Annotated in this window: 11 protein-coding genes; 4 read left to right on the top strand and 7 right to left on the bottom strand. The window is 71.7% G+C overall.

What is annotated here, in order from left to right:
• Positions 1 to 144: 144 nt before the first annotated feature.
• Positions 145 to 1,581 carry an XRE family transcriptional regulator gene (locus tag BLU27_RS10220; protein WP_092652724.1) on the bottom strand — a complete coding sequence of 479 codons (1,437 nt, stop codon included), beginning with the start codon at positions 1,579 to 1,581 and terminating at the stop codon, positions 145 to 147.
• Positions 1,582 to 1,873: 292 nt separating this feature from the next.
• Between BLU27_RS10220 and aceA the strand changes: the two genes are divergently transcribed.
• Complete coding sequence (gene aceA, locus BLU27_RS10215; RefSeq protein ID WP_241827899.1) at positions 1,874 to 3,280, top strand: isocitrate lyase; 1,407 nt, start codon at positions 1,874 to 1,876, stop codon at positions 3,278 to 3,280.
• A 114-nt stretch (positions 3,281 to 3,394) separates the two neighbouring features.
• Here the strand turns inward: aceA and BLU27_RS10210 are convergent, their stop codons facing one another.
• The 4 genes from BLU27_RS10210 to BLU27_RS10195 form a co-directional block, all read right to left on the bottom strand.
• Positions 3,395 to 4,225, bottom strand: a complete 831-nt coding sequence (locus BLU27_RS10210; RefSeq protein ID WP_092652722.1) for an SGNH/GDSL hydrolase family protein — start codon at positions 4,223 to 4,225, stop codon at positions 3,395 to 3,397.
• 283 nt (positions 4,226 to 4,508) lie between these two features.
• Positions 4,509 to 5,393, bottom strand: a complete 885-nt coding sequence (locus tag BLU27_RS10205; protein WP_197681899.1) for a sugar phosphate isomerase/epimerase family protein — start codon at positions 5,391 to 5,393, stop codon at positions 4,509 to 4,511.
• Positions 5,394 to 5,553: 160 nt separating this feature from the next.
• Complete coding sequence (locus tag BLU27_RS10200; protein WP_092652718.1) at positions 5,554 to 6,582, bottom strand: BadF/BadG/BcrA/BcrD ATPase family protein; 1,029 nt, start codon at positions 6,580 to 6,582, stop codon at positions 5,554 to 5,556.
• Between the two features lie 25 nt (positions 6,583 to 6,607).
• On the bottom strand, positions 6,608 to 7,549 hold the full coding sequence (locus BLU27_RS10195) for a Ppx/GppA family phosphatase (RefSeq protein ID WP_092652716.1): 942 nt from the start codon (positions 7,547 to 7,549) through the stop codon (positions 6,608 to 6,610).
• Between the two features lie 197 nt (positions 7,550 to 7,746).
• Here BLU27_RS10195 and BLU27_RS10190 point away from each other — a divergent pair, with 197 nt between their 5' ends.
• Both BLU27_RS10190 and BLU27_RS10185 read left to right on the top strand, forming a co-directional pair.
• Positions 7,747 to 8,565, top strand: a complete 819-nt coding sequence (locus tag BLU27_RS10190) for a DUF3109 family protein (RefSeq protein WP_241827898.1) — start codon at positions 7,747 to 7,749, stop codon at positions 8,563 to 8,565.
• 49 nt (positions 8,566 to 8,614) lie between these two features.
• Complete coding sequence (locus BLU27_RS10185; RefSeq protein ID WP_092652714.1) at positions 8,615 to 9,313, top strand: class I SAM-dependent methyltransferase; 699 nt, start codon at positions 8,615 to 8,617, stop codon at positions 9,311 to 9,313.
• A 54-nt stretch (positions 9,314 to 9,367) separates the two neighbouring features.
• Here BLU27_RS10185 and BLU27_RS10180 read toward each other — a convergent pair whose 3' ends face one another.
• Positions 9,368 to 9,889: an SAM-dependent methyltransferase gene (locus BLU27_RS10180; protein ID WP_241827897.1), complete on the bottom strand. Its 522-nt coding sequence runs from the start codon at positions 9,887 to 9,889 to the stop codon at positions 9,368 to 9,370.
• 281 nt (positions 9,890 to 10,170) lie between these two features.
• On the opposite strand from BLU27_RS10180, the gene radA reads away from it, so the two are divergent.
• Positions 10,171 to 11,619 carry a DNA repair protein RadA gene (gene radA, locus BLU27_RS10175; protein ID WP_092652712.1) on the top strand — a complete coding sequence of 483 codons (1,449 nt, stop codon included), beginning with the start codon at positions 10,171 to 10,173 and terminating at the stop codon, positions 11,617 to 11,619.
• A gap of 118 nt (positions 11,620 to 11,737) precedes the next feature.
• Here the strand turns inward: radA and BLU27_RS10170 are convergent, their stop codons facing one another.
• A complete protein-coding gene (locus BLU27_RS10170; RefSeq protein ID WP_092652710.1) occupies positions 11,738 to 14,425 on the bottom strand; it encodes an alpha-L-rhamnosidase in 2,688 nt (895 codons plus the stop codon).
• Positions 14,426 to 14,711: the final 286 nt, after the last annotated feature.

Below are 14,711 nucleotides of genomic sequence, written 5' to 3'. Positions count from 1 at the left end.
CGTTGGGCCGCAGTCGCCGAGCCTACCCGCGCCGGAGCGGGTCCGCTTCCAGGAGGGACGGGAGGCTTCGCGACCGGCGCCTCGTCCGGTCACGACGGCGCAGGTCACGGCCGGGAGAGCGGTCAGGGCCTGGGGTGAGCCCGGTCAGGACGGGGCGTGCCGGTCGAGGAAGGTGTAGACGTCGGTCTCGTCCACGCCGGGGAAGTTGCCGGTCGGCAGCGCGGCGAGCACGTGGGAGTGCGCCCGCGCCGACGGCCAGGCCGCGCCCTCCCAGCGGGCACTGAGTTCGGGTGGTGGCAGGGAGCAGCACGGACCGGTCGGACAGCGCGACGTCGCGCGGTTGGTGGTCTCCCGGCCGCGGAACCACCGCGACTCCTCGTACGCCACGCCCAGCGTGACCGCGAAATCGCGTTCCCGGCCGGGATCGACGTGGGAGACGCACCAGTGCGTGCCGTCCGGGGTGTCGGTGTACTGGTAGTACGCGGAGTAACGCTCCGGGGCGCCGAAGACTCGTCGGCCGGCCCACCGGCGGCACATCCGCTGTCCCTCGATCGCACCGGTCGGGTCGGCCGGGAACAACAGCCCGTCGTTCTCGTACGCCTTGTAGATCGTGCCGGCCTCGTCGTTGCGGACGAAGTGGCATCGCAGGTCGAGGTGGCGGGTGGCGAGGTTGGTGAACCGGTGCGCGGCCATCTCGTACGACACCGAGAACACGTCCCGCAGGTCCTCCACGGCGAGGTCTCGATCTGCCTTCGCCCGCTCGAGAAAGGGCACCGCCTGCTGTTCGGGCACGAGTACGGCGGCGGCGAAGTAGTTGGCCTCCACCCGTTGACGCAGGAAGTCGGCGAAGTCGCGCGGCTGCTCGTGCCCGAGGACGAAGTGGCCGACGGTCTGCAGCAGGATGCCGCGGTGGGTGTGCATCCCGAGCGACTCCCGCCGCAGGTAGATGCGGTTGTTTCGCAGGTCGGTGACCGACCGGACCGAGCGCGGCAGGTCCTCGGCGTACCTCACCTGGAACCCGCAGTGCATCACGATCGCGGCGGCCAGCGCGTCCGACAGCGTTCCGCCTCGGTAGCCGACCGCTGTCAGCGTCTCCACCGCGAGGCGCTCGACCTCGGCGAAGTAGTTGCCGCGGTCCCGCATCCGCCGGCGCAACTCCGCGTTGGCGGCGCGCGCATCCTCCGGCGTGGCGGTGGGTTTGGTGTCCCGGCGTCGGAGTTCCTCGTAGAGCGCGGTGAGGTGCTCGAGAACCTCCGTGGGTACCCGCGGCCCGACGCGCAGAGGAGGCAGATCGAGTTGTTTGTACAGGGGTTCGCGCTGCGCCTCCTCCAGTGCAATCTCCAGTTGCGCACGCCGGCTCGGCGGTGTCGGGGACAGCAGCTCGTCGACGGATACGTCCAAGGCCTGAGCAAGTGCGGTGATCAGGGTGAGTTTGGGCTCGCGCCGGCCGTTCTCCAACAGGGACAGCTGGGACGGCGCCCGGCCCACCCGTTCACCGAGCTCGGCCAGTGTCAACTGTCGGTTGCGTCGCAGATGGCGCAGTCGCTGCCCGAATGTGGGCAGATGGAGGTCTGCCGGCATGATCTCGAACTCCTCTTCGCCTCCCCCGGTCCGAAGGAAGCGCAGCTTTCATCGTAGGAGAAGAACCGCCGATGTTTCCCCCGGCGAACTCCTCCGCCGGCTCCTCCAGCGTCCGACACTCGGGTCGGAAGCACCCATCCGACGGAGGGGGAGCACGATGCGACCGAGCGAGACGACTCCGCGCGGGCAGGAAGACGCCGCGCCGGAGGAGCCCGCGCCCAAGCCCGAGCGGACCAGGGCCGGCCGGAACACTCCGGCGCGGACCCGGGTCGATCAGGGCGAAACCAACCCGATGAGCACAACGAACAGCACAACCCAGCACAGCAGGCACAACCGAGCGGACCAGCACATCCCCTCGCCTCGCGAAGCCGTGGCGCAGCACAGCCCGAACGGCGACCGGCCGGTCGAGCGGCAGATCCGCGCCGCGGCGCAGGAACTGCGGCGGGTCTGGGAAACCGACCCGCGCTGGGCCGGCGTCCGACGCGACTACGCCGCCGAGGACGTGGTGCGTCTGCGCGGTTCGGTGCCCGAGGAACACACCCTCGCCCGGGTCGGCGCGGAGCGGCTGTGGAAGCTGCTGCACGAGCGCGACTACGTGGCTGCGCTCGGGGCGCTGACCGGGAACCAGGCCGTCCAGCAGGTACGGGCCGGGCTGGAGGCCATCTACCTGTCCGGTTGGCAGGTAGCCGCCGACGCGAACCTCGCCGGCCAGACCTATCCGGACCAGAGCCTGTACCCCGCGAACTCCGTACCCCAGGTGGTGCGCCGGATCAACAACGCGCTCCAGCGGGCCGACCAGATCACCTGGGCCGAAGGCAACGCGGACGCGCCGTACTGGCTGGCACCGATCGTGGCCGACGCGGAGGCCGGCTTCGGCGGCGTGCTGAACGCGTTCGAGCTGATGAAGGCGATGATCGCGGCCGGCGCGGCCGGGGTGCACTGGGAGGACCAGCTGGCCTCGGAGAAGAAGTGCGGCCACCTCGGTGGCAAGGTGCTGATCCCCACCGGACAGCACATCCGCACCCTCAACGCGGCCCGGCTGGCGGCCGACGTCTCCGGCGTACCGTCGCTGATCATCGCGCGTACGGATGCGCAGGCGGCGACCCTGGTGACCAGCGACGTCGACGAACGCGACCGGGTGTTCGTCACCGGCGAACGGACCGCGGAGGGCTTCTACCGCGTCACCAACGGACTGGCCGCGTGCGTCTCCCGGGGACTCGCCTACGCGCCGTACTCCGATCTGTTGTGGATGGAGACGTCCAAGCCGGATCTGGGCGTGGCGCGGGAGTTCGCCGAGGCGATCAAGGCGGAGTACCCGGACCAGATGCTCGCCTACAACTGCTCGCCGTCGTTCAACTGGAAGCAGCACCTGGACGACGGGACGATCGCGAAGTTCCAACGCGAGCTGGGCGAGATGGGGTACGCGTTCCAGTTCATCACGCTGGCCGGGTTCCACGCGCTGAACGAGTCGATGTTCGAACTCGCCAAGGGTTACGCGCGCGAAGGCATGACGGCGTACGTCGCCCTGCAGGAACGCGAGTTCGCCGCCGAACGCGACGGCTACACCGCCACCCGGCACCAGCGCGAGGTGGGCACCGGTTACTTCGACCTGGTGAGCACCGCCATCTCGCCACAGTCGGCGACGACGGCACTCACCGGCTCGACGGAAGAGGAGCAGTTCATCTCGAACCGCCGATGAGAACCGACCGACCACACGAGGGGGTCGGGGCCGCCGCGGGACGTCCGGTCGACGTTCCGCGGCGGCCCCCTTACGCTGGCTGGGTTGGTTACGTCGACCGGCCGACTGCTGCGCTCAGACCCGGGCCTGGCGGCTGCCGGCGAGGCTGGTCAGTGCCGGACCGACCAGGTCGGCGTACCCGCGTTGTCCGGGCCGGTTCGGGTGGTAGGACTCCGCTACCGGGTTCGACAGGCCGTTGATCCATTCCGCGTCCGCGCACACCGAGTGCCCGGTGAACGGCCCCCTCGCGTCGGCATAGCCGAACCCATGGGCTGCCGCCCGCGCCGCGATCGTCGTTGCCAACAGGTCCGCGGTGGCGTTCAACGCACGCTGTTCGCCGGAACTGATCCGGGACGCGAGGTTGCACTCACGGCCGTTGAACAGCCGCGGATACCCGACCACCAGCACCCTGGCGTGTGGGGCGGCCGCCCGGATCGCGGCGTACAACCCGTCCAGCCGGCCCGGCAGGACCGTACGGATGACGGTGTTCGCGTGGTCGATCTGGTCCCAGCAGGTCATCGGCCACGGCAGCGCGCACCGCAACAGCACGTTGCCGAACCCCGCGTCGTTGCCGCCGGCGGAGACGGTCACCAGCGTCGCGCCGGAAGGGATGCCGCCGACCTGGCCGCGCACCCCCGCGACCGTCGCGCCCGCGCAGGCTAGAAACGTCAGCCTGGCTCCGAGCCGCGCCGCGTCCAGGACGGGGTAGCTGTACGGCGAGCGGTAGCAGGATCCGCTGTCGGGATAGTACGAGCGGGTGCCGAGCCCGGAGGAGTAGGAGTCCCCGAGGGCGGCGTAGGCCGGCGGTGCCGCCTGCGCCGGTGCGGCGAACGCCAGCGAGCCGGACGCGAACCCCAACAGGACAAGGATGGTGCGCAGCCGCAGCCGCCGCCGTACGACGTTCATGTCCCGGACCCCTTTGCCGCCCGCAGGTCACGGGTCGCGCCCCGGCGCTCGGCTCGGGGCGTGCCTCGATGTGCCCACAGCGTGACGGCGTGGGAGGGTTCGGGGCAATAGCCGAAGCTGTGCTACTTATCGCGACATCGGACACTTGCGAACGACACGGGCGCCACAAGACTCGGCGACATAAACCGATCAGTTGGTGCGGCCCCACGATCCCCGGATCCATCCCGGGACGAGGCGGTCGAGAACCCACGGCGCCCGGGACGATGCCCTCGGGGCCCGCGACTCAGCCGGACGTGCCGGACGCGCTCTCGCCGCCGGACGGCTCCGGCGCGACGGCCTCGATAGTGCCGTCGGCGGTCACGGCGTACGACGGGACGACCGGCGCGGCGAAGCTCAGCCGGGCGAACGCCAGCGCCTCCACCAGGTCGGCCTCCCGCTCCGACCGCCCGGTGGCCTTGCGGGTGTTGACCTCCAGCACGATGCTGCCGGTGAAGCCGCGGCGGGCGAGGAGTTCGAGTACGTCGGAGCAGCGCTGGCTGCCGCGCCCGGGCACCAGGTGCTCGTCCTTGTTGGATCCGTTGCCGTCGGCCAGGTGGATGTGGGTGAGCCGGTCACCGAGGTCGTACGCCATCTGGTACGCGTCCACGCCGGCCGTCGCGGTGTGGGAGAGGTCGAGCGTCACCTCGGCGTAGTCGAAGTCCCGCGGATCCCAGCCGGGTAGATAGGCCTGGACGCCCTGCCCCGCGGCCTTCCACGGGAACATGTTCTCCACCGCGAGGCTGACGCCGGTCTCGGCCTGGCGGCGGGCGATCCCGGCCACGAAGTCGCGGGCGTAGTCGCGCTGCCACCGGAACGGCGGGTGTACGACCACCACGGACGCGCCCAGGGCCTTCGCCGCCTCGGCACTTCGGTCGATCTTGCCCCACGGGTCGGTGCCCCAGACCCGCTGCGTGATGAGCAGGGTCGGCGCGTGGATCGACACGATCGGCATCTGGTGGTAGTCGCTGATCCGGCGCAGGGCTTCGACGTCCTGGCTCAGCGGGTCGGCACCGACCATGACCTCCACCCCGTCGAACCCGAGCCGGGCGGCCAGCTCGAACGCGGTGGCCGTCGACTCCGGATAGACCGATGCCGTGGACAGGGCGATCCGGGCGTCCGGTACGCGCACGACGGCGTCCTTGCCGCGCACGTGGGTCGAGGGCACAACGGGCTGCACGGCCCCCAGCGTACGGCTCGCGTCGCCCGGCGACGCGCCGAGTGTGGTTTGCCCGGCGAATACCAGTTGATCACCTGGGGTGCGCCCGGGGATATCCCCGGGGGCCGCCGGATCACGACGGGGCGTGTCCGTGGTGTGCCAGGACGTTGGCCAGGTGGGGTACGTCACTTCCGGCGGCCAGCCGGGCGGCACCGGCCATCGACCCGCCGGCCGGGGGCCGCAGCGCGGCCGCCGGGCACGTCGCGGCGAGTTCGGCCGCGAACGCCTCGAAGACGACCTGCGCCGCCAGTACGCCACCCGCCCACGAGACCGGGACGCTTCCCCGCGCTGCGCCGGGGAACGCCCGGCGGGCCGCGGTGGCCGCGCTCGTGCCGAGGTCCCGGCCCGCCCGCAGGCACAGGGACCGGGCCACCGGGTCGCCCTCGCGCGGTCCGGCCGCCTGCGTGACCTGCGCGGAGAACGCCGCGACGTCGGCGACCAGCGAGGGCGAGGCGTACCACCGCTTGATCGCCAGCCGCAGAGGCGAGCCGACCAGGCGTTCGGCGCGTTCGGTGAGCACGGTCGCCGGCCCGCGGCCTTCGTAGCCCTCGAGCGCGGCCCGCATCCCGGCCAGGCCGATCGAGAAGCCTCCGCCCGAGTCGCCGAAGAGGTAGCCGAGCCCGTCGACGTTGAGGAGTTCGCCGCCGGTAGTGACCGCGAGGCAGGCGACGCCGGTGCCCGCGGCGATCACTACCCCGGCCGCCCCGGCCAGTACGCCGAGGTGGGTGGTCACGTCGTCGCCGGTGAGGAGCACCCGGCGGGCCCCGAGCCGTCGCGCCACCAGCGGCGCGAGGCGGCGCCTGCTGTCCGGGTCGGACGCACCGCCGGCCAGGCCGAGGGCCACCACGTCGACCGGCGCGGGCCGGCCCAGCGCCTCCCAGGCCGCCTCCACCCGCCGGCACTGCTGCTCGACCGGGTCCTCCCCCATCGTCCACTGGAAGCCGGGGACGGAGACCTGCCGGACGAACTCGGGCGCCGCCGGCGCGGTTGAGCCGGCGTTCGCGCCATCACCCGTGACCGTGCCAACGGAGGTGTCGCCGAGCAGGCCCATCCGCAGCATGGTCTGGCCGCCGTCGACGGCCAGTCGGACGGATCCGCTCACCTGCCGGATCCCTGCATGGGTCCGCTCACGCGAAGTCCTCCGGGGGCATGGTGTCGAGGTGGCGCAGGATCACTCCCTCGCGAAGTGCCCAGGGACAGATCTCCAGCTCCTCCACCTCGAGGATGTCCATCGCCGCCTCGGCCACGAGCGCACCGGCCAGCAACTGTGGCGCGCGCCCGGCCGACACACCAGGCAGCTGGGCGCGCTCGGAGCTGCGCATCGCGGCCAGCTTGGGGATCCACTGGTGCAGGACCTCCCTTGTCAAGGTGCGCTTGACATAGGGACCCTCGGCGGAGGGGGCCGCACCACAGACCCGGGCGAGCTGCCGGAAGGTCTTGGACGTACCGACCACATGGTCGGGCGCACCGAACCTCAGCACCTGCCCGGCGTGCTTCGCGATCTCCGCACGGGCGAACTTCCGCAGGTCCTTCACCTCACCCCGCGAGGGCGGGTCGGCGGTGAACCAGCCGCGGGTCAGCCGACCGGCGCCCAGCGGCACCGACAGCGCGGCGTCGGGGTCCTCGTCCACGCCGGTGGCGATCTCCAGCGAGCCGCCGCCGATGTCCAGCACCAGCAGCCGGCGGGAGGACCAGCCGAACCACCGGCGTACGGCGAGGAACGTCAGCCGGGCCTCCTGGTCACCGCTGAGCACTCCGAGGTGCACACCTGTGGACGCGTCCACCGAGGCCAGCACGGCATCACCGTTGGTGGCCTCCCGGACCGCGGACGTGGCGAACGCCAGGACGGACTGGCAGCCCTTGTCCTCGCCGATCTCCAGCGCCTCGCTCACGAGGTCCTCCAGCGCCGAGACACCCGCGCGCGAGATGGCGCCGTCGTCGTCGAGATGCTCGGCGAGCCGGAGTTCGGTCTTGTGGGAGTAGGCCGGCAGCGGGCGGGCCCCCGGGCGCGCGTCGACCACGAGCAGGTGGACGGTGTTGGAGCCCACGTCGAGTACACCGAGCCGCATGCCCCGACGCTACCGGTTGGCGGGCGCCGACTCTCGTCGTGTCCGACACAAACCGGTGCGTACGCCTCGATCTTCGCCGGGCGGGGCCCGGGCGGAGTCGGCGCGGAGGGTCCGAGCATGCTCCGACACTCCGCCCGCGCCGGTCGATTCCCCGGGCGTCCCACGGGAGGCACCCGCCGGGGCGTAGGGTTCCGGGCGTGCCCGAGGTATCACTCGACTTTCCCCGCGCGTGGGTGGAGTTCACCGACCCGGCGGACGCCGACCAGGTGGTCCGCGCCGACCTGACCTGGCTCACGTCCAGGTACAACTGCATCTTCGGGGCCGGCTGTCCCGGCATCTTCCACGACGAGCCCGATGCGGGCTGCTGCGTACTTGGTGCCCATTTCGCCGACAAGGCGGACGAGAAGCGCGTGCGCAGTTATGCCAAGAAGCTCACCGCCGAGGACTGGCAGTACCGCGCCGAGGGGCGCCGGGGCGGCTTCGTCGAGCTCGACGAGGACGGCGACCGCAAGACCCGCGTGGTCGACGGAGCGTGCATCTTCCACAACCGTGAGGGCTTCCCGGGCGGCACCGGTTGTGCCCTGCACCGGTACGCCCTGCGCATCGGGGTCCACCCGTTGCAGACCAAGCCCGACGTGTGCTGGCAGCTGCCGATCCGGCGGCTCTACCGCGACGTCGAGCTGACCGACGGCACGACGTACACCGAGGTCACGATCACCGAGTACGACCGCCGCGGCTGGGGGCCGGGCGGCCACGACTTCGAGTGGTACTGCACCGGCAACACCGAGGCCCACAACGCGCCCGAGCCGGTCTACCTCAACAGCCGCGCCGAGCTGGTCGAGCTGCTCGGCCAGGAGGCCTACGACGAGCTGGCCAAGCACTGTGAGGCGCACCTGGCCACCAAGAAGCCGGTCGCCCGCCACCCCGCCGACCCGGAGCGGGTGAAGAGATCGGGCAAGCCGCCCCGCAAGCTCCCCTCCACCCAGCAGCCGCTGGTCGACGGCGCCCCGTCGTAGGGGCCGGTCGCACGGATCTTCCGCCCAGGTCTGTCGTAGCCTCCCGGGTGTGCCCCGCATCGCCACCGGCGCCACCCCGAGCCCCAACATCTGGAACAACCCCGCGACGTACGAGCTGGAGAACGCCGCGGTCGACCCCGACGGTGTGCTCGAACGCGCGATGTCGGAGCGGCGGACCTGGGCCGGCGCACGGGTCCTCGACGTGGGCTGCGGCACCGGCTACCACCTGCCCCGGTTCGCCGCCGACGCCGCGGCGGTGATCGGCGTCGAGCCGCACCGCGGCCTCGCCGAGCAGGCCCGCCGGCGCTGCGCCGGCCTCGCGAACGTCGAGGTACGGCAGGGCTCCGCGCAGGCGCTGCCCGTACCGGACGCGTCCGTGGACGTGGTGCACGCTCGCTGGGCGTACTTCTTCGGCCCGGGATGCGAGCCGGGGCTGGCCGAGCTGTCCCGGGTCGTCCGGCGCGGCGGGGCGGCGTTCGTGATCGACAACGATGCCACCCGGAGCACGTTCGGCAGGTGGTTCCGGGCGGCTTTCCCGGCGTACGACCCCGAAGCGGTCCAACGCTTCTGGACCGTTCGCGGCTGGTCGCGTACCCCACTGGACATCCGGTGGAGGTTCGAGCGGCGGGCCGACTTCGAGGCGGTTGTCCGGATCGAGTTCCGGCCCGAGGTGGCCGAACGCGTGATCGCCGAACACGCAGGCGTCGAGGTCGACTACGCGGTCAACCTGTGGTGGCGGACGTTCTGAGCGGGCCGTCCGGGCAGCGGCGGCCGGCCTCGGGCGTGTGGTTGGGACCGGGCGTCAGGAGTAGCCGGCCATCAGCTGCCGGGTCCAGGCCGGCTCCCGGACCTGGCCGCGCGGGCCGTACTCCTCGAAGTACGGCTTGACGTCCAGCACGGGCGTACCGTCCACCGCGTCCAGCCCACGCACCGTCAACTCCAGGCCGTCCACCGCGACCAGCTCGCACCGGGAGACCCCGAGGTGGTTGAGCCGGTGTTGCGTACGGTCGGCGAGGACGCCGACCCGCGGCCAGTGGGGATTGCTGCGTGGATGGGCCGCACCGGATCTGGCCCGGGTCGACTTGTGAAAGTGGAAGATCACCTCGAGGTGGGAGAACGCCACCAGGCCGTGGGTCGCGGACGGCTCCAGCAGGTCGGCGTCGAGAACGATCCTCGCCGTCTCCTGGTCCCACCTGCCGTCGCGAACCTCTCGTCGACCACCTCGGACGTACCCGATGGGTACGAGAGTGATCTGGGTGCCCTCTGCGCCGTGTGTGCTCGGCGGGCTCTGTGTGCTCACGTTCGAACTGGTCTCGGTGCTCACATCTCCCGAGCGTAGAACCCCGGACGCGGTCCACCCAGGGATTTGCGGGTAGGTCGGCGCGCCTGTCCGCAACCTGCCGCCGGGCAGGCGGCAACCGATCGTTCCGCGACCTGCGCGTGACGGGAGCGTGACAGGAACCCGATCCTGCCCGCGCCGGGCGCCATGGTCTGCGGGCGGCCGCCGTACGGCTGCCGAACGGGTGTCGGTGGCCGCCGAACGGTTGCCGGTGGCCGCCGGGTGGTTGTGGATGGTTTGTCGGTGGTGGCCTCTAGCCTCGCGGCATGGCGAAAACGTCGACGTCTCGTGCCCTGCGCCCCTCCTACCGCTGCGGCGAGTGCGGCTGGCAGACCTCCAAGTGGGTCGGCCGGTGCGGTGAGTGCCAGGCCTGGGGCACGGTCGAGGAGTCCGGGGTCGGCGCGGCCCGGGTGACGGTGACCAGCGCACAGCCGGTCACCCAGCCGGCCATACCCATCGACGAGGTGGACGTCGAGGCCGCGCGTGCCGAGCCCACACGGATCGGCGAGCTCGACCGGGTGCTCGGCGGCGGGCTGGTGCCCGGCGCTGTGGTCCTGGTCGCGGGCGAGCCCGGCGTCGGCAAGTCGACCCTGCTGCTGGAGACCGCGGCGGAGCGGGCGCGGGCGGGTGGACGGAGCCTCTACGTGTCCGGCGAGGAGTCCGCCGCCCAGGTTCGGCTGCGGGCGGAGCGGGTCGACGCCCTTGCGCCGCGGCTCTTCCTGACCGCCGAGACCGACCTGGGCGCGGTGCTCGGCCAGATCGACGCCGTACGCCCCGACCTGATCGTGCTCGACTCCGTCCAGACGGTGGCGTCGGCCCAGGTCGACGGCGCGCCGGGTGGGGTCACGCAGGTACGCGAGGTCGCCGGGTCGCTGATCCGGGTGGCCAAGGAACGCAACATCGCCACGATCGTCGTCGGCCACGTGACCAAGGACGGCTCCATCGCCGGCCCGCGCGCTCTGGAGCACCTGGTCGACGTGGTGCTCCACTTCGAGGGCGAGCGGCACTCCCGACTGCGGCTGGTCCGGGCGGTGAAGAACCGCTACGGCCCGACCGACGAGGTGGGCTGCTTCGACTTCGCCGATGGCGGCCTGCAGAGCCTGCCCGACCCCAGCGGCCTCTTCCTCACCCGCCGGGCGGTCCCGGTGTCCGGCAGCTGCGTCACGGTGACCCTCGAGGGCAAGCGGCCGCTGCTGGCCGAGGTGCAGTCGCTGGTGGCGGCCAGCGCGCTGGGCACGCCGCGGCGGGCGACTTCCGGGCTGGACTCCAGCCGGATGGCGATGATCCTCGCCGTCCTCGAACGCCGCTGCAACCTGCGCATCGGCAACCAGGACGTCTACGCCTCCACCGTGGGCGGGGTGAAGCTGCGCGAGCCGGCCTCCGACCTGGCGGTGGCGGTCGCGGTGGCCAGCGCGACCATCGACCAGCCGTTGCCGCCGTACATGATCGCGATCGGCGAGGTCGGCCTGGGCGGCGACATCCGCCGGGTGACCGGTGTCGAACGCCGGCTGTCGGAGGCGATGCGGCTGGGGTTCACCGACGCGATCGTCCCGCCCGACAGCGGCACCCCGCCCGACGGCATCCGTGCCTGGGAGGCGAGCAACGTCAGCGAGGCGCTGCGCGCGGTCAGCCGGCTGGTCAAGGTGGTCCGCATCGAGCAGCCGGACGAGCCGCAGGAGCAGTGGGAGCCACAGGCGCCGTGGGAGAAGTGGTGAGCCCGCGGTCGACGCGACCCTTCCGCACTTGTTCCGGCCCTCGCTCATGAAGTGTGGAGACTTACGGGGGTTATGACCCCCGCAAGTCTCCACACTTCGTCGAAGGGCGCATGCTGCGTCAGGACTCCAGGGTGTGGCTCCCCGGCCCGCACTCCTCCACCAGGTGCCCGCCGTCGGGCGTGGGGACGTGCACCTCGGCGGTCACCCCCGGAGGCAGGTCGACCCGGACGCTGTAGCCGGCGCCGCGACGTTCCCAACCGGCGGCCACGCGTCCACGCACGGTGTCCAGACGGACTCGCGCCCGGCCGAGTTCGGTCGGCGGCAGCGGCCGCATCCGCACCCGGGTGAAGCCGGGCTCGGCTGGGGTGACCCCCACCAGGTCCTCGATGAACCACTGGTCCACGTGGCCGAAGAAGTGGTGGTTCCGGGACCGCGAGTCGGCCTGCCAGTGCTCGTACAGCGACGTCGCGCCCTGCTCGATCCAGAAGCCGTAACCGGGGTACGTCCGCTGCGTCGCCACGGTGAACGCCAGGTCGGCCAGCCCGTTGCGGCTGAGCAGCGGCAGCAGGAACTTCGTACCGATGACGCCGGTGTCCAGGTGGTCGTCGCGGTCGTGGATGTCGGCGACCAAGCGGTCCAGGACCCGGTCGTACCTCCCCTGCGGGACCAGGCCGAAGGCGAGTGCGACCACGTTGGCCGACTGCCGGTAGCCGGTGGGGCGTTCACCGTGGTAGGTCCCGGACTCCGCGTCGTAGAACGCGCGGTCGAAGCCGGCGGCGAGCCGGTCTCGGAGTTCGGCGTACCCCTTGGTGTCGCCCTCCCGGCCGACCACCCGCGCGATCCGGCCGAGCAGATCCACGAACCGCACCGTGTACGCGGTCTCGTAGACGCCCGGCCCCTCCGGCGGCATCCCGTTGAACCCCGGCGGCAACCAGTCGCCAAGGCCGGCGAGCACGATGTCGTCGTCCAGATAGCCGTCGACGAGGAAGTCGAGGTAACGCCGAGCGGGGTCGTAGATCCGGCGCAGGATCCGTTCGTCGCCGTAGTGCTGGTACATCACCCACGGGATCTCGACGTACGCGACGTCCCACGCCGGGATCGGTCCGACGATGCCGGCCTCGGTGTCGTGGTGGTAGCCCCAGCCGGCAGTCGGCACGATCGGCGGGAATTCACCGCTCGGCAACTGCGCGTCAACCCAGTCCTGCAGCCACTTGGTGTAGAAGCGTGGCATGTGGAAGTTGTAGGCGGCGACGTCGGCGGTGAGGTGGGCGTCACCGGTCCAGCCGTTCTTCTCGAACACCGGCGTGTCGGTGGGGATGCCGTGCAGGTTGTTCAGCACCGCCCACCGGGTCGCGGTGTGCAGCCGGTTCACGATCGGGTGGTCGGTGTCGAGCTCGGCGGTGGACGCGACGGCGGTGTGCACGACCACCCCGCGCAGGTCACCGAGCTCCGGTCGGCCGGGGTGCCCGTCGATCTGGACGTACTGGAAACCCTTGTAGGAGAAGGAGGGTTCGAACGCCTCCGTGCCCTCTCCGGCCAGCGTGAAGAAGTCGGTCTGGATGTCGCCGTCAATGTGGACTTGACGGATGTCGACGGTGCCGTCGGGCAGCAGCCGCTCGCCGTGCCGCACTCGTACGATCGTTCCGGCGGGGCCCGCGACGTGCAGCCGTGCCCACCCGGCGAGCTGTTGGCCGAGGTCGTAGACGTACACACCTGGCTGGGGTTCGGCCAGCCCGACCGGCGGAATCTCCCCGATCACCTCGATCGGCTCCTGTTGCTGCGAGCGCAACTGCCCGCGCGGCGGGGCCGCCGCCGCCACCTCCGGCCATTCGCTGTCGTCGAAGTCGACGGTGGTCCAGCCACGGCGGGCGTGCCGCGCGTCGTAGTGCTCGCCCGCGTACAACGAGTCCGACCGGGTGGGTCCGTCCACGGCACGCCACGTCAGGTCGCTGACCACCCGGACGACCCGTCCGTCGGTGTAGGTCACCGCCAGGTGAGCCAGCAGCTTGGGGTGGTCCCACCAGGGCGCCTTCTGCCAGTACCACACGTTCGGCGTGGGATCTCCGTAACGGCCGCGGCCGAGCACGGCGGCGAGCACGTGATCGGTGTCGGAGGCGCCGGCACGGACCTGGGCGGTCACGTCGTACGTCGAGTAGAGAACGGTCGCGTCGTAGTTGGTCGGCGCCGGGTCGAGCACCGACCGGCCGATCCGCTCGCCGTCCAGGAAGAACTCGCCGTAGCCGAGGCCGCTGACGCGCAGGCGGGCATGCGCGACATCGCCGGTGGGCAGCCGGAACGCCTTGCGCAGCAGGGGTGCCGGTGGCTGGCCGTCGGTCTGCAGGGCCTGGGCCTGCCCGATCCACATCGCACCTCCCCAGCCCTGCTCGCCCGCCGGCGCGGTGACGAAGGTGGCCGGCTCGGCCCAGTCCGACACCTCGCCGGAACCGTCCCAGACCCGGACGGTCCACAAGTGTCCGGTGTCCGCGGCCAGTGCCTGCCCGGCGTACTCCACCTGGCCGGTACGCCCGGACTCCACCCGCCCGGAGTCCCAGACCGGTCCGCGGCCGGCGTCCAGGTCGGCCAGGTCGGTGGCCACGATCACCTGGTAGGCGGTCTGCGTCGCGGCCGCGGCGGCCGCGCCGGAACCAGAAGCGCCGGAGCCGGAGGTACCGGACGTCTCCTGCGGGACCGGGCGGAGCAGCCAGGACAGCCGCGGGCTGGGTTCCTCCACGCCGAGCGGGTTCTCGGCGTACTCGGTGCGAAGCGTGTGCGGGATCAGGACACCGGTGGCACTGGCGGCACTCATGCGGGGCGTACTCCACTAGGGTTCGGCGAAGCCGGCGCGGACCCGCCAATTACCGGGAACACCGCGCCAACGGGGACGGACTGCACCACAATTGCGTGTCACACCCGATCTGCCTATACCCAGCCAGCGCCACACCGTCCGCAAGCGGTCACATCCAGCGATCCCGGGGCTGGCCGTGCCGGCTTCGACGTCCGATCGGGCGATTCCGCGTCGGGGACCAGAGCATGGCGCGTGGCGCATCCCGGATTCCGGGACCGTAGACTTTGCTGCCGAGCAAGCTGACCAT

Source organism: Actinopolymorpha singaporensis (genome assembly GCF_900104745.1).
In the GTDB taxonomy this organism is placed as follows: domain Bacteria; phylum Actinomycetota; class Actinomycetes; order Propionibacteriales; family Actinopolymorphaceae; genus Actinopolymorpha; species Actinopolymorpha singaporensis.
Note: the sequence above shows the minus strand (reverse complement) of the source record. Positions and strands in the feature narration are given on the sequence as shown.

Excerpts from the sequence above, each read along its gene's own strand:
- radA (WP_092652712.1), top strand. The coding sequence starts at position 10,171 with ATGGCGAAAACGTCGACGTCTCGTGCCCTGCGCCCCTCCTACCGCTGC.
- BLU27_RS10220 (WP_092652724.1), bottom strand. The coding sequence starts at position 1,581 with ATGCCGGCAGACCTCCATCTGCCCACATTCGGGCAGCGACTGCGCCAT.
- BLU27_RS10195 (WP_092652716.1), bottom strand. The coding sequence starts at position 7,549 with ATGCGGCTCGGTGTACTCGACGTGGGCTCCAACACCGTCCACCTGCTC.
- BLU27_RS10170 (WP_092652710.1), bottom strand. The coding sequence starts at position 14,425 with ATGAGTGCCGCCAGTGCCACCGGTGTCCTGATCCCGCACACGCTTCGC.
- BLU27_RS10210 (WP_092652722.1), bottom strand. The coding sequence starts at position 4,225 with ATGAACGTCGTACGGCGGCGGCTGCGGCTGCGCACCATCCTTGTCCTG.
- aceA (WP_241827899.1), top strand. The coding sequence starts at position 1,874 with ATGAGCACAACGAACAGCACAACCCAGCACAGCAGGCACAACCGAGCG.